We start from the raw sequence: 13,227 nt of genomic DNA on the forward strand, positions 1-13,227 counted from the left end.
ACCCAACCCGCAGGAGCCCGGGCGCACCATGACCGATGCTTCCCCGCCCCCGCCGGACGCGCGGCCCAAGCTCGTGCTCGCCTCCGGCTCGCCGCGGCGCTTGGCGCTGCTGCAGCAGGCGGGCCTCGAACCGGACGCGCTCCTGCCGGCCGATCTCGACGAGACGCCGCTCAAGGCCGAGCGCCCGCGGGAGCTGGTGCGCCGGCTCGCCCGCGCCAAGCTGGACGTGGCGCTCGCCGCGGCCCGGCACGGCGAGGACCTGCGGGGCGCCTACGTGGTGGCGGCCGACACGGTGGTGGCGGTGGGCCGGCGCATCCTGCCCAAGCCCGAGGTCGCCGACGAGGCCGCCGCCTGCATGCGCCTCCTCTCCGGGCGCACGCACCGGGTCTACACCGCCGTCTGCCTCGCCGGCCCCCGGGACCGGTCGCGCGAGCGCCTCGTGGAGACGCGGGTGCGTTTCAAGCGCCTCGCCGCCCGGGAGATCGACGCCTACGTCGCCAGTGGCGAGTGGCGGGGCAAGGCGGGCGGCTACGCCATCCAGGGCCTCGCCGGCGGGTTCGTGGTGAAGCTGGTCGGCTCCTACAGCGCGGTGGTGGGGCTGCCGCTCTACGAGACCATCGCGCTCCTCGAAGGGGAGGGGTTCCCCGTCCGCGCCGCCTGGCGCGCCGCCGCGTGAGGGCGCCGTGACCGCCGACACGCCCTCCGGGACGGAGGTCCCGCCGCCCTGTCCGATCTGCGGCAAGCCCGCGGCGCCGGCCTTCCGGCCGTTCTGCTCGAAGCGCTGCGCCGACGTGGACCTGCAGCGCTGGTTCAGCGGGCGCTACGCCATCCCCGGCCGCCCGGAGGATGCGGTGGCGGACGGCGAGGAGCCCGAGGCCTGAAATCCCATCGACGCCGCGGGCGCAGCCTGACATAGGGTATCGCACGGCCGGACGCCGGCCCTGCTCACCTCGGAGAGGATCCCGATGTCGTCCCGCTCGCCGCTGCGCGGAGCCGCTGCCGCCGGCCTCGCCCTCCTGTCGGCCCTCGCCGCGGTTGCCCCCGCCGCCGCCCAGGATGCCGTCGGCCCGGTCAAGATCGGGGTGCTGAGCGACATGAGCGGTCCCTTCGCGGACCAGGCCGGCACCGGATCGGTCGTGGCCGCCCAGCTCGCCGCCGAGGACTTCGCCAAGGAGGCGGGCGACATCAAGGTCGAGATCGTCTCCGCCGACCACCAGAACAAGCCCGATATCGGGCTCGGCACCGCCCGGCGCTGGCTCGACCAGGAGGGCGTCTCGACCATCGTCGACCTGCCGAACTCCGCGGTGGCGCTGGCGGTGGCCAACCTCATGCGCGAGCGCCACCGGGTCGCGCTCGCGTCGAGTTCGATGACCTCGGACCTCACCGGCAAGGCCTGCGCGCCCACCACCGTGCAGTGGGTCTCCGACACCTGGGCGCAGGGCTCGGCCACCGCCCGTGCCATCACGGCCCGGGGCCTCAAGTCGTGGTACTTCCTCACCGTCGACTACGCGCTCGGCCACGCGCTGGAGCGCGACGCGACCGCGGCCCTCAAGGCGTCGGGCGGCAGCGTGAAGGGCTCGACCAAGCACCCGCTGAACGCGGGCGACTTCGCCTCGCCGCTGCTGGCCGCGCAAGGGTCGGGCGCCCAGGTGCTGGCGCTGGCCGATACCGGCGCCGACATGATCAACGCGGTCAAGCAGGCGGCCGAGTTCGGCCTGATGCCGGACATGCGCGTGGCGGCCCTGTTCGTGCAGCTCTCCGACATCCACGCGCTCGGCCTCAAGGCCGCGCAGGGCCTGCAATTCGCCAGCGGCTTCTACTGGGACCGCACCGACGCGACCCGCGCCTTCGCCAAGCGCTTCGGCGAGCGGATGGGCGGGCGCATGCCCACCGAGAACCACGCGGGCGTCTATTCGAGCACGCTCGCCTACCTGCGCGGCGTGCGCGACGCGGGCACGGTCGAGGGCGAGAAGGTGCTGGCGGTGCTGCGCGACAAGCCGATCAACGACCCCCTGTTCGGCCCCACCACCATCCGCCAGGACGGGCGGGCCGTGCACGACCTCTTCCTGTTCGAGGTCAAGACCCCGGCCGAGAGCAAGGGGCCGTACGACTACTACAAGCTGCTGGCCACCGTGCCGGGCGATCAGGCCTTCCGGCCGATGGCCGAGGGCGGCTGCCCGCTCGTGAAGTAGGCGGCGCCTCGACAGGGGCGCCCGGAGCGCCAGATCGGACGGGTCGCCCCCCGCGATCCGAGGATCCCCGATGACGCAGCCCCGCGTGACGCTCAATGACGGCCGGCGCATTCCGCAGCTCGGCTTCGGCGTCTGGAAGCTCGCCGACGAGACGGTGCCCGCCCTCGTCGGCGTCGCCCTGGAGGCGGGCTACCGCTCCATCGACACGGCGGCGGCCTACGGCAACGAGGTGGGGGTCGGCCGCGCCATCGCGGCCTCGGGGCTGCCGCGGGAGGACCTGTTCGTCACCACCAAGCTGTGGAACGACGGCCACGGCTTCGACGCGGCGCTGCGGGCCTTCGACGCCTCGCTCCAGCGCCTCGGCCTCGACCATGTCGACCTCTACCTCGTGCACTGGCCGGTGCCGCGCCAGGACGCCTTCGTGGAGACCTGGCGGGCGCTGATGCGCCTGCGCGAGGAGGGCCGCGCCCGCTCGATCGGCGTGTCGAACTTCACGGTGGCGCAGCTCACGCGGCTGATCGACGAGACCGGCTCGTCGCCGTCCGTCAACCAGATCGAGTTGCACCCCGGCTTCCAGCAATCGGCCCTGCGCGCCTTCCACGCCGAGACCGGGATCGTCACCGAGGCCTGGAGCCCGCTCGGCCAGGGCGGGGCGCTCGCCCATCCGGTGATCGCGGCGATCGCCGCCAAGCACGGGCGGAGCCCGGCCCAGGTGGTGCTGCGCTGGCACCTCGACCTCGGCCACGTGGCGATCCCCAAATCCGCGACCCCCGACCGCATCCGCGAGAATGCCGACCTGTTCGGCTTCCACCTCGACCCCGACGACCACGCGCGGATTGCCGGCCTCGACGCGCCGGACGGCCGGATCGGGCCCGACCCCGACACCTTCGGCTGAGCGTCGCGCACCGGCGCGGCGCTCGGGCCGCCGCGGCCTCGCCGCCGGAGCCGTCCCGGGCCACGCCGCTGCGGATCGAACCGATCCCGCCGCACGGCGTTGCACCCTCTTCGCGCCATCGCCGAGGAGAACGGGAGAGGATGATGCGAACCTACGCCCTGGCCTTCGCCGAGGTGCTGTTCGCCTGCGTGCCGGACAGCGAGGACATCGACCGCATCCTCGAGGGCGAGGCGTGCGTCGGCGGCGCCGAGAACGATCCCGGCGAGGTGCGGGTGGTGCGCGGCCTCACCCTCACGGCCCGCCCCGCCGCCGGCGACGAGGTGGTGTGGCGCGCCGGCCCGGACGGCGATCTGATCGACGAGAGCGGGCGGGCCTACCCCTACGCGGTGAGGCGCGGCGGATCGCCGTGACCGCGAGGGCCGAAGCCCCCGCGACACGACCCGCCCTGAGGCAGCGGTGGTGTGCCGCCCGCGAACGGTTCCGCGCCGCTCTCCCGCTCTACCCTTTGACCTGGTGCGCCCAACTCAGCCGAGCCTTGCCGTGCAAGTTACCCCGCCTCATGGAAAAGAGATTTCCGCCTATCGTTAAGCAATGATTATCGCTTTACGCTGTCACATACCTGTGTAATTTGCGCATGTTTTTCCAGGAATACCGGCACATGAATCTGGATGGGGCGCGAAACGCCAAAGCGGAAGTTTTCGAGGAGGTTTTTCATTATCAGGCCGCACCGACAGCCGCGGTCGAAGGTCGATCCAGTCCTCTGTTCCTGCCGATGCAGAAAACCTCTGCGCATAAGAACATCGTCGATGGCCGGAAAAGAAAGCGACGCGACGCGCGAGATCTGATCTCACTCGGAATTCTGGCGCCGGAGAACCATAACCGAAATCCGAACGATCTGCAGCTCGGAATCTTCATCCAGCGCGACGACCTGCGGCAGCATCCGATCGTCGAAGCGGCCCAGCGCCACGCCCGGGGCGAGGCCCAGGTCATCTACACCGGCCGAATCCGGCGGCGCGCCGTGAATCCCGGCCGTTGCCGTCCCCTGCGGATCGGCGCATCCGTGGGCCACTACCGCGTGTCGGCCGGGACCATCGGCTGCTTCTGCAAGCATGAAGGCGGCGGGATCGGCATCCTTTCGAACAACCACATCCTGGCCGATACCAATCAGGCGAGTCGCGGCGACATCATCCTGCAGCAGGCGCGCAAAGACGGCGGAAACCGGAAGGACGCCGAAAGTCGGGCGGCGACCCTGTTCGATTTCGTGCCGATTGATTTCGCGGCGGATACCCGCAATCTCGTCGATTGCGCCTTCGCATCCCTGATCGGCGGCGTCACGTGCGACGCCGCGATCGCGCAGGATCCGCGCGATCCCGGCAATCGCTGGTCCATCGCGAAGGCTCCGGTCGACCTCCTGGCGAACGATCCCGTCAAGAAGATCGGACGCACGACGGGCTTCACGAGAGGACAGGTCGTGGCCATCGATGTCGACAATGTCGTCGTCGCCATGACCCTCGGCCACGGCGAGCGTCTGGCGCGCTTCGACAACCAGATCGTGATCGAAGGATCCGACGGACCTTTCTCGGCGGGCGGCGACAGCGGTTCGCTGATCTGCGCCGATGACGGCTCGCCCGCGGCCTTGCTGTTCGCCGGCACCGAGACGGGCGGGAAGAACGGATACGGCGTGACCTTTGCAAACCCGATCCGTGCTGTCCCTGAAGCACTTGACCTTGAGATCTATACTGATTCCTGAAACAGGAGCCGCCCATGACTGAACAGCGTGGCAAGCTGCTGGCATCCAAACCCGCCGCACAGGCAGCCAAGGACGCCTTCGCATCCGAGTATGCGGCGGGACGCGACGATCTCTCCATCGGACTGGGCGTCAACAGCAAGGGCGACGACTGGGCCGTCATGGTCTTCGCCACGACCCCGACGGCGGCGCAGTCCCTGCCGGACCACTACGGCGACTACGACGTGGAAGTCCGCGTGACAGGCCGGGCCAAGGCGTATTGAGGGCGGGCGCAGGGAGCCGGAGCGCCGTTGACTCGGCCGGGCGGGTCGCCGCATGTCGGCCTCCGTCCCCACGCTCGCGAGATCCCGCGTGACCGGCCGCTCCCCGCCCGACACCCGCGCCGCCTACCGGCGCTTCGTCCCGATCCTGACCCGCTGGGGCGACAACGACGTCTACGGCCACGTCAACAACGTGGTCTACTACGCCTTCTTCGACACGGCCGTGAACCAAGTGCTGATCGAGGAGGGCGCGCTCGACATCGCGCACAGCCCCGTCATCGGCCTCGTGGTCGAGACCGGCTGCCGCTACTTCCGGCCGATCGCCTTCCCGGAGCGGGTGACGGCTGGCATCCGGGTGGCGCATCGCGGCACGTCGAGCGTGCGCTACGAGGTCGGCCTGTTTCGCGAGGACGACGACACGGCCGCCGCGCAGGGGCATTTCGTGCACGTCTACGTCGACCGGGCGACCCAGCGCCCGGCCCCGCTACCCGACGTGCTCCGGGCGGTCCTCGAACCGCTCCTCGTCTGACGGCGCCGGGGCGGGGGCCGGCGCCCCGTCCGCCTCGGTCAGCGGCGCCCGGATGGTGCAGACCACCCCCTCCGGGGCGTAGTCGAGCGTCACCGTCCCGTCGAGGTCGCGCGCGAGGCTCTGGCCGATCAGGCGCGAGCCGAAGCCCGTGCGGGTGGGCGGGCTCACCGGCGGACCGCCGCTCTCGCGCCAGCGCAGGGTGAGGGTGCGCCCCTCCAGGCTCCAGGCGATGGCGACCTGCCCGTCCGGCACCGAGAGCGCGCCGTACTTCACCGCGTTGGTGCCGAGTTCGTGCAGCGCCATGGCGACCGACAGGGCCATGCGCGGCGGCAGCCGCAGGGCCGGGCCGCCCGTGCTGAAGCGCGGGCGGCGCCCGCGCGGGCCTTCGAGCGGGGCGATCGCCCCGGCCACCACCTCGGCGAGGTCCGCGCCCTCCCAGCTCTCCCGGGTGAGCACGTCGTGCGCCCGCGCCAGCGCGATCAGCCGCTCCACGAAGGCGCCGCGGGCGATCTCGGCGTCCGGGCCGCGCAGGCGCCGCAGGCTCTGCATGGCGATCGACTGCACGGTGGCGAGCGTGTTCTTCACCCGGTGGTTCAGCTCGTGGATCAGGAGGCGCAGGTGGTCCTCGGCGCGGCGGCGCTCGGTGACGTCCTGGTGGATGCCGATCACCCGCCGGGGCCGGCCGAGGGTGTCGCGCTGCGTCACCGCCTGCGCGCTCACCCAGCGCATCGCCCCGTCCGGCATCTGCACCCGGAACTCGGCCCCGTAATCGCTCGCGCCCGCCACCAGCCCGGCGAGCGCCGCCTCCAGGCCGGGCCGGTCCTGCGGGTGCACGCGGCGCATCCAGGTCTCGGCCGGCCGAGGCTCGGTTGGCCGAGTCCCGGTCGGCCGAGTCCCGGTCGGCAAGGTCTCGGCGGCGTGCGGCAGGAGGCCGAAGATCTCCGCCGAGCGGGCCGAAATCCGCTGCTCGCCGGTGCGCAGGTCGATCTCCCAGGTGCCGAGCTGGCCGGCGGCGAGCGCGAGGCGCAGGCGCTCCTCGCCCTGGCGCAGCGCGCGCTCGGCGAGCTTGGCCTCCGTGATGTCGACGTTGCAGCCGGTGTAGCCGAGGAAGCGCTGCCGGTCGTCGAGGCGGGGCACGCCCTCGCAGAGCAGCCAGCGCACGGCCCCGTTGCGGTCGTGGACCCGCGTCTCGGCGCGGAACGGCCGGCGCGCCGCGAAGGCGGCCTGGAAGGCGGCCTCGAAGGCGTCGAGGTCGTCCGGGTGCACGATCTCCCGCCAGCGCTCGCCGGTCAGCGAGGCGGCCGGGCGGCCGAACAGGAACTCGTAGTGCATGTTGGCGAAGGTGAGCTGCCCCTCGGCGTCGGTCATCCAGATCAGGGCCGGGGCGGAATCCGCCATGTGGCGGAAGCGTGCCTCGCTCTCGCGCAGGGCCGCGAGGCCGCGGCTCTGCTCCTCCAGGGCGGCGTCGCGCTCGCCGATGCGGCTGCGCAGGCTCTGGGAGGCATCGGCCAGCACGTCGGCGAGCTGGCGGATCTCGCGGATCGGGGTCGAGACCCGCGGCACCGGCTGGCCGCGCGCCAGCGCGTCGCCCGCCGCCGCGAGGAGCTGCAGCGGCTCGGCGACCCGCGACCACAGCCGCACCGCCAGGACGGAGGAGACCGCGAGCGCCAGGAGGCCGAAGCCGGCGAAGGCCATCACCCAGCGCCGCAGCGAGGCCTCGACGCGGTCCTTCGGGATGCTGGCGGCGGCGGTCCAGCCGGTGATGCGGGTCTGGGTCTCGACGAACAGGACCGGGCGGCGCTGGCGGTCGAGGCCCTCCCACAGGCCGGGCGTGCCGGATTCGCGCCCGCGCAGCGCCTCGAACATCGGCAGGCCGGCGAGCGCCGCGTGGTCGCTGGAGCGGGCGAGCAGGACGCCGTCGCGGTCGATGAGGCCGGTGGTCCAGCCCGGATCGACGTCCCGCAGCAGGATCTGGTGCAGGCGCTCCACCGGGACCGCGAGGCTGAGCACGTAGGTGGGGGTGCCGTCGATCATCACCGGCACGGCCACCGCGTAGGTCGGGGGACCGGCCGCCTCGCGCTGCGCCCCCGTCACCAGCGGCCGGCGCGAGGCGATGATGTCGGGGTCGTAGGGGCGGCTCGCCATCGGCAGCGGCGCCCCCGGGGGCAGGGCGGTGTTGACGAGTTGTGCGCCGTCCGGCCGGCGCAGCGACAGGGTGAGACCCAGCGTGCCGGTCACCGCCCGCGCCTGGGCCTCGAAGGTGGAAAACTCGCCCTCGCGCAGGCGCGGCGAGGTGGCGAGCGTCTGCAGCACCGAGACGAGGCCGGCCGTGTCCCGGTCGACCGCGAGCGCGATGCCGCGCACGGTCTCGCGGGCATCCTGCTCGAAGCGCGTGCGCTCCAGGCTGGCGTAGCGCACCAGCAGCACCGCCGTGAACAGCAGGCCCGGCCCGATCAGCGCGATGGCGAGCGCCACGAGGTAGACCTGCGTCGAGAGCCCGCGCTCGCGCAGGGCCTGCCACCGCTCCCGGAGCCCGACCACGCGCACTCAGCCCCGGTCGACGTGGCCGAGGTCGCGGCCCGGCTCGATCACGTCGCGCACCCGCTGCTTGAGCGCCTTGACGTCCGGGAACCCGCCGTCGCGCGTGCGCTCCCAGATCAGCGCCTCGCCGCAGGTGATCGCGAAGGCGCCGCCCGCGGCCGGGACCAGCGCCACCTCGCCGAGGTCGTCCCGGAAGGTCTGGAGCAGCTCCTGCGCCATCCAGGCGGCCCGCAGGAGCCAGCCGCACTGGGTGCAGTAGGTGATGGCGACGCGGGGCTTCCCGGCGGGTTCGGTCATGGGCGGGAGTCCGGCCCGAACGGGCCGGGATGTCAACCACACAAGCATGTCAGCCGGGGCGATCGCCCGGATTCCGGGGCGGTCAGCCGAGATGGCGCACCACCGCGAGGCTCACCGCCACGCCCGCGATGCCGGCCGCCACCGAGCCGAGGACGTAGACGAGCGCCTGCCCCAGGGCGCCGCGCTCGGCGAGCAGGAAGGCGTCGAGCGAGAAGGTCGAGAAGGTGGTGAAGCCCCCGAGCACGCCGGTGGTGAGGAAGAGCCGCCAGGGCTGCGCCACGCCGCCCCGCACGGCGAACCAGCCGGTGAGCAGGCCCATCAGCACCGATCCGACGATGTTGATCAGCATCGTGCCGGCCGGGAAGTCGCCGCCGAGGCGCGCCGCCGCGAGGTTCACCCCGTGCCGCAGCGCGCCGCCGAGCCCGGCGCCCAGGAAGACCACCAGCGTGTTGAGCATCAGGAGACCCGCGCCTTTGCGGGGGGGGTTCTAGAGCATTTTCCGACGAAGTGGATCCCGGTTCGTCGCAGACAATGCGGACAATCAAAGACTTAGAGCGCCGTGCCGCACGGTCGAAGCCTCATCCGGGCGTCCCGAACCGGTCCCGCCACGCGGGCAGCGCGCGCGGGAAGGGCAGGGCCGTGGCGGCGTGGACCCCGACCGCCACCGCGCGGGCGAGCGTGCGCGCCGCCGCGTCCCCGAGCCGCGCGAGGTCGCCCACCGGGTCGGCGAGGCGCACCGCGCCCGTGGCCGCCGCGAACACGACGTCGCCGTCGAGGGGGGTGTGCACCGGCAGGATCGCCCGGGCGAGGCCGTCCTGCGCCATCACGGCGAGGCGCCTCGCCTCGGCCTTGGTGAGGGCGGCGTCGGTGGCCACGAGCGCCAGCGTGGTGCTGGCGCCCGGCAACGCCGCGCGCGGCCACGCGAAGGCGTCGGGGGGCAGGCGCGGGGCAGGGCCGAGGCCGCCGAACTCCTCTCCCACCTCGAAGGCGCCGGCCCAGAAATGCGGCCCGTCGCCCACCGTGACCCGCCCGAAGGCGTTGACGACGACGAGCGCCGCCACTTGAGCCGCCAGCCCCTCGACGGCGGCGGAGGCCGAACCGACCCCGCCCTTCAGGTTGGCCGTGCAGGCGCCGAGGCCCGCCCCCACCGAGCCGAGGGCGACCGGCGCCGCGCTCGCCGCCGCGGCGGCCTGGATGCCGAGCGCCCGGAAGGGCGGCTCGGCGCCCCACGCCTTGTCGCCGCCGTTGAGGAGGTCGAACAGGATCGCCCCGGGCACGATCGGCACCCGCACGGGACCGACCGGGAAGCCGCGCCCGGCCGCGGCCAGCCACGCGGTGACGCCCCCGGCCGCGTCGAGCCCGAAGGCCGAGCCGCCGGAAAACACCAGCGCGTCGATGCCCGGCACCGTGCGCTCGGGATCGAGCAGGTCGGTCTCGCGCGTGCCCGGCCCGCCGCCCCGTACGTCGACCGCCGCCGTCGCGGGCGCGTCGAACAGGATCGCGGTGACGCCGCTGCCGACCCGCGCGTCGTCGGCGTGACCGACCCGGATGCCGGGGATGTCCGTGAGGGTGTTGCGCATGGGGCGGTCCGCCGTCAGCGGCTGTACTGGTCGTCGGCGACCGGCTCCAGCCATTCCACGCTCTGGCCGTCCCGTTTCTCCTGAATGGCGATGTGGCTCATGCCGGTGGCGGCGGTGGCGCCGTGCCAGTGTTTTTCGCCGGGCGGGAACCAGACCACGTCGCCGGGGCGGATCTCCTCGACCGGCCCGCCCTCGCGCTGCGCCCAGCCGAGGCCGGCGGTGACGACGAGCGTCTGGCCGAGCGGGTGGGTGTGCCACGCGGTGCGCGCGCCCGGCTCGAAGGTCACGAGGGCGCCCGCGACGCGGGCCGGGTCGGCATGGCTGAACAGGGGATCGATGCGCACCGACCCCGTGAAGTACTCCGCCGATCCCCGGGTGGACGGCTGCGCGCCGCTGCGCGTGATCTCCATGGGTCTCTCCTCATCCTCTCCTCGCGGGAGCGCCGGGCTCGCGGCGGGGCGCAGGAGAGACCACCGATCTTGGGCCGATGGGCGCGTCCGTCCAGTCGGAGCGGTCGGGCCGGGCGAAGCCGGATCGGCTCGCGCCCGGTGCAGGGCTCGTCCGGCGTCGGATGCCCGCGCGAGGCGCCGTCACCGGTTCGGCCCGGTTTCGCGGCGAGGGAGATGCTGGTGCCCTTGGGGGCGATCCGGCTCGCCGCCGCCCGCGATGCGGAAAGCCGGGCGCCTACCGGACCGGACTGGGCCGTCCACCGCAGGCCACCAGGCGGATTCCGGTCTGGAGGCAGCGGCCCTGCGCGAAGCCGCAGGAGCCGACCGGCCCCCTGCAGACGAACGGCGCGCGCTTGGCGCAGTAGGTCTCGCGGCAGTAGCGCCCCCGCTGCGCCTCCGCCTCGTTGGGGGCGAGCGCCAGGCCGGCCCCGAGGGCCGCCAGGGCCACGATTGCCTTGAACACACGCATCATCGGTCCTCTCCGGTGTTCGGGCGGCTCGGACGAGCCGCCGCGTGAGGCGTGGGGGCGGGCGGTCCGACCGGACCGCCCCGGCATCGCGTCACTCGGTCACGAGGCCCGTCATCTCGACGACCTCGAAATCCTTGGCCTGCACCCGGCGCAGCTGCCGCAGGGTATCGTCGTTCCAGCGCGGATCGGGGGCGCCGCTGAGGAAGATGTCGCTGCCGTTGTCGGCCAGGATCATGCCGTAGGTCTTCAGGGCGCGGAGGATCACCCGCACCTCCTCGGCGTAGCCGGACAGGTCGAAGCCGGCCTTCAGGCGCAGGCGCATGCCCATCGGGGGCAGGTCGTCGTCGCGCAGGTCGCTCGCCCAGTGGCTGGCCGGCGGCAGGTAGGCGCGGCGCGTCCTGCTCAGGGTGAAGCGCACCGCGTGGTCCAGGCTCTTCTGCCCGACCACCTCGTCGTAGCGGATCAGCCCGGGCAGGATCGGCAGCCCCGCGGCGTCCGCGGAGGTCCAGCGGGGCGGGCGCACCTGGTTGGTCTTCAGGTCCCAGACCGCGCCGCTATCCGCCTTCCAGCCCGCCTTGCCGAGGGGGTGGGCGTTGAACAATTCCCACAGCACCCAGCGGTCCCGGTCGAGCACCAGCACGTGCCGGTCGCCCGTGCCCTGCGGTCCGCCCTCGATCGGGGCGTCCGGCGGGATCGGGTAGGGGCCGGGGTCGCTCTCGTGCGCGTCGGTGAAGCGCACCGGCACCCGCGGCTGATCCCGGCCGACGACCACGTAGGGGATGCCGATGGGGGCGCCCTCCCACTGCGTCCCGAAATCGGGATGCAGCGTCTTGGTCAATCCGATGCGGGCGAGGATCCGGTCGGATCTCGGATCGACGCGATTCCGCGAGATGTCCCGATGCCAGGGAGAATCGTCGGGCAGCAGACGCCGGCCGCCGAGACTCGCATTCGGACCGAGATCGACGAAACCGGCCGCATCTTTCGCAAGAGCGGCACCCGCGGAGAGCAGGATGACCGTGAGTCCAAAGGGCAACATCCGCGCCATACGCGCTCCCCGGATTTGGGATCGGCGGCTGATGACCTTACGATATATGGATGTCGTGCTCCTGCATAGTCCTCTCGAGCGTCAATTCTGTCCGCTCTCTTCTCTCGTTGGTCTTCTCTCAAGTCTAAGAACCGGCATCATCCTCGCAGCTCTTCATGTCGGACTCCGCCGCACGAGACTCGTCTTACAGGAAGCGATCCGACCTGGCCGACGTCGACGCCCATCACCCCCAGCGTGGAGGCGTCGGACAATTCTGCGCGGAATCGGCCTTCGTCTTGCGGTATACTGCGTGAGAAATCGCACCTCGATGTCGGACGTGCCGAAGCGCACAGTCATCTCGCAAAAATCCTCTATAACTACTTTTGCTCAGGCAGCGCTGACGCAGCCGGACAGACAACCCAAGCATCAGGAAGCGGACAGATCAGCACATCATCCGAGCCACTACAGATGATGAGCCCCATCTCGCAGCTTGATCGTCACACCCACCGACCATCACCCACGATCCGACGGAGAACGACGATGCTGACCAAGATCATGACCGCTGCCCTGATCGGTGCGACCGCCCTCTCGGCGATGGCCACGGAGAGCTTTGCTCGCCCTGGGCACCGTTTCGCGATCTACGACGGACAATCCGGCAAGAAGGTCTACGACGACGGCCGGCTCGACGGCCGGGCCTGCGCGGTGGGCAAGAAGGCGATCTACAACCCCAACACCGGCCGCTTCGTCACCGTGCCGGCGGCGAAGTGCAACTTCTGACCGCCGCCGAGCGGGAGGGAGCGCCCGCGGCGCTCCGCCCTCAGGCGCCGGGGCTTCGCCGCGCGGGCGGAGACCCGGCCCGCTTCGATCGGGCGGACCCGGCCTCAGCCCCCGAACCGTCCCGCCAGCGCCACGCTCAGCCGCTCGCCCTCGGCGATGTAGCGGGTGGCCGCCTCGCGGGCGGATGGGGTGCAGATCCGGTAGGTGATGGCGTAGCCGCGGAAGCCGCGGTTGTAGGCGCCCGCGAGCCGGTCGCGGCGGCCCGCGGTGGTCCCCTCCGCGTCGAGGAGCGCCTTCATGCGGGCGGGCCACTCGGCGGCGTCGGCCTGGCCGCAGAGCTCGCGCAGGAAGCTGAGGGCGCCGATGATCTCGGACAGGCGCAGCAGGTCCTTGTCGTAGGGCGCGGGCACGTCCGGCGGGGGAGGGGGCGGCGCCTCCTTCTCGGCCGGCTTGGGGGGGGGGGGGTA

The 13,227-nt window shown here is 72.5% G+C and carries 17 protein-coding genes; 9 read left to right on the top strand and 8 right to left on the bottom strand.

Annotation, left to right across the window (positions count from 1 at the left end; all coding sequences use genetic code 11):
- Positions 1 to 28: 28 nt before the first annotated feature.
- The 8 genes from ACKUB9_RS22355 (at position 29) to ACKUB9_RS22390 (ending at position 5,623) form a co-directional block, all read left to right on the top strand.
- Positions 29 to 676, top strand: a complete 648-nt coding sequence (locus ACKUB9_RS22355) for a Maf-like protein (RefSeq protein ID WP_407526826.1) — start codon at positions 29 to 31, stop codon at positions 674 to 676.
- Positions 677 to 683: 7 nt separating this feature from the next.
- Entirely contained in the window at positions 684 to 881 is a 198-nt protein-coding gene (locus tag ACKUB9_RS22360) for a DNA gyrase inhibitor YacG (protein ID WP_407526829.1), read from the top strand.
- 84 nt (positions 882 to 965) lie between these two features.
- Positions 966 to 2,192 (top strand): ABC transporter substrate-binding protein, encoded by a 1,227-nt coding sequence (locus ACKUB9_RS22365; RefSeq protein WP_407526832.1) that lies wholly within the window; start codon positions 966 to 968, stop codon positions 2,190 to 2,192.
- Between the two features lie 70 nt (positions 2,193 to 2,262).
- Positions 2,263 to 3,087, top strand: coding sequence for an aldo/keto reductase (locus ACKUB9_RS22370; RefSeq protein WP_407526834.1), 825 nt, complete (start codon positions 2,263 to 2,265; stop codon positions 3,085 to 3,087).
- Between the two features lie 140 nt (positions 3,088 to 3,227).
- Positions 3,228 to 3,497, top strand: a complete 270-nt coding sequence (locus ACKUB9_RS22375; RefSeq protein ID WP_407526837.1) for a hypothetical protein — start codon at positions 3,228 to 3,230, stop codon at positions 3,495 to 3,497.
- A 224-nt stretch (positions 3,498 to 3,721) separates the two neighbouring features.
- Positions 3,722 to 4,837 carry a hypothetical protein gene (locus ACKUB9_RS22380; protein ID WP_407526840.1) on the top strand — a complete coding sequence of 372 codons (1,116 nt, stop codon included), beginning with the start codon at positions 3,722 to 3,724 and terminating at the stop codon, positions 4,835 to 4,837.
- A 14-nt stretch (positions 4,838 to 4,851) separates the two neighbouring features.
- Positions 4,852 to 5,097: a hypothetical protein gene (locus ACKUB9_RS22385; protein WP_407526842.1), complete on the top strand. Its 246-nt coding sequence runs from the start codon at positions 4,852 to 4,854 to the stop codon at positions 5,095 to 5,097.
- 88 nt (positions 5,098 to 5,185) lie between these two features.
- Complete coding sequence (locus ACKUB9_RS22390) at positions 5,186 to 5,623, top strand: acyl-CoA thioesterase (protein ID WP_407526845.1); 438 nt, start codon at positions 5,186 to 5,188, stop codon at positions 5,621 to 5,623.
- On the opposite strand, the gene ACKUB9_RS22395 is transcribed toward ACKUB9_RS22390, so the two are convergent.
- From ACKUB9_RS22395 to ACKUB9_RS22425, 7 genes are all read right to left on the bottom strand, one after another.
- The gene (locus ACKUB9_RS22395; RefSeq protein WP_407526848.1) at positions 5,579 to 8,164 is read right to left on the bottom strand and encodes a sensor histidine kinase; all 2,586 of its coding nucleotides are present in this window, start codon (positions 8,162 to 8,164) and stop codon (positions 5,579 to 5,581) included. The genes ACKUB9_RS22390 and ACKUB9_RS22395 overlap by 45 nt on opposite strands.
- A gap of 6 nt (positions 8,165 to 8,170) precedes the next feature.
- The gene (locus ACKUB9_RS22400; protein WP_407526850.1) at positions 8,171 to 8,461 is read right to left on the bottom strand and encodes an Rdx family protein; all 291 of its coding nucleotides are present in this window, start codon (positions 8,459 to 8,461) and stop codon (positions 8,171 to 8,173) included.
- Between the two features lie 82 nt (positions 8,462 to 8,543).
- Entirely contained in the window at positions 8,544 to 8,918 is a 375-nt protein-coding gene (gene crcB, locus ACKUB9_RS22405) for a fluoride efflux transporter CrcB (protein WP_407526853.1), read from the bottom strand.
- A gap of 121 nt (positions 8,919 to 9,039) precedes the next feature.
- Complete coding sequence (locus ACKUB9_RS22410; RefSeq protein WP_407526855.1) at positions 9,040 to 10,041, bottom strand: P1 family peptidase; 1,002 nt, start codon at positions 10,039 to 10,041, stop codon at positions 9,040 to 9,042.
- 14 nt (positions 10,042 to 10,055) lie between these two features.
- Positions 10,056 to 10,451, bottom strand: a complete 396-nt coding sequence (locus tag ACKUB9_RS22415; RefSeq protein ID WP_407526857.1) for a (R)-mandelonitrile lyase — start codon at positions 10,449 to 10,451, stop codon at positions 10,056 to 10,058.
- 274 nt (positions 10,452 to 10,725) lie between these two features.
- Complete coding sequence (locus ACKUB9_RS22420) at positions 10,726 to 10,962, bottom strand: hypothetical protein (RefSeq protein ID WP_407526860.1); 237 nt, start codon at positions 10,960 to 10,962, stop codon at positions 10,726 to 10,728.
- An 88-nt stretch (positions 10,963 to 11,050) separates the two neighbouring features.
- Positions 11,051 to 11,797 (bottom strand): hypothetical protein, encoded by a 747-nt coding sequence (locus tag ACKUB9_RS22425; protein WP_407526863.1) that lies wholly within the window; start codon positions 11,795 to 11,797, stop codon positions 11,051 to 11,053.
- A gap of 726 nt (positions 11,798 to 12,523) precedes the next feature.
- Between ACKUB9_RS22425 and ACKUB9_RS22430 the strand changes: the two genes are divergently transcribed.
- A complete protein-coding gene (locus ACKUB9_RS22430; protein ID WP_407526865.1) occupies positions 12,524 to 12,760 on the top strand; it encodes a hypothetical protein in 237 nt (78 codons plus the stop codon).
- A gap of 104 nt (positions 12,761 to 12,864) precedes the next feature.
- On the opposite strand, the gene ACKUB9_RS22435 is transcribed toward ACKUB9_RS22430, so the two are convergent.
- Positions 12,865 to 13,227 (bottom strand): TIGR02301 family protein (locus ACKUB9_RS22435; RefSeq protein ID WP_410825912.1); only part of this gene is annotated, 363 nt, incomplete at its 5' end.

The sequence above is a fragment of the Methylobacterium oryzisoli genome (assembly GCF_046557895.1).
GTDB lineage: Bacteria > Pseudomonadota > Alphaproteobacteria > Rhizobiales > Beijerinckiaceae > Methylobacterium > Methylobacterium oryzisoli.

Coding starts and splice junctions, on each gene's coding strand:
- crcB (WP_407526853.1), bottom strand. CDS start 8,918: ATGCTCAACACGCTGGTGGTCTTCCTGGGCGCCGGGCTCGGCGGCGCG.
- ACKUB9_RS22370 (WP_407526834.1), top strand. CDS start 2,263: ATGACGCAGCCCCGCGTGACGCTCAATGACGGCCGGCGCATTCCGCAG.
- ACKUB9_RS22400 (WP_407526850.1), bottom strand. CDS start 8,461: ATGACCGAACCCGCCGGGAAGCCCCGCGTCGCCATCACCTACTGCACC.
- ACKUB9_RS22415 (WP_407526857.1), bottom strand. CDS start 10,451: ATGGAGATCACGCGCAGCGGCGCGCAGCCGTCCACCCGGGGATCGGCG.
- ACKUB9_RS22410 (WP_407526855.1), bottom strand. CDS start 10,041: ATGCGCAACACCCTCACGGACATCCCCGGCATCCGGGTCGGTCACGCC.
- ACKUB9_RS22430 (WP_407526865.1), top strand. CDS start 12,524: ATGCTGACCAAGATCATGACCGCTGCCCTGATCGGTGCGACCGCCCTC.
- ACKUB9_RS22385 (WP_407526842.1), top strand. CDS start 4,852: ATGACTGAACAGCGTGGCAAGCTGCTGGCATCCAAACCCGCCGCACAG.
- ACKUB9_RS22380 (WP_407526840.1), top strand. CDS start 3,722: ATGTTTTTCCAGGAATACCGGCACATGAATCTGGATGGGGCGCGAAAC.
- ACKUB9_RS22420 (WP_407526860.1), bottom strand. CDS start 10,962: ATGATGCGTGTGTTCAAGGCAATCGTGGCCCTGGCGGCCCTCGGGGCC.
- ACKUB9_RS22365 (WP_407526832.1), top strand. CDS start 966: ATGTCGTCCCGCTCGCCGCTGCGCGGAGCCGCTGCCGCCGGCCTCGCC.
- ACKUB9_RS22375 (WP_407526837.1), top strand. CDS start 3,228: ATGATGCGAACCTACGCCCTGGCCTTCGCCGAGGTGCTGTTCGCCTGC.
- ACKUB9_RS22355 (WP_407526826.1), top strand. CDS start 29: ATGACCGATGCTTCCCCGCCCCCGCCGGACGCGCGGCCCAAGCTCGTG.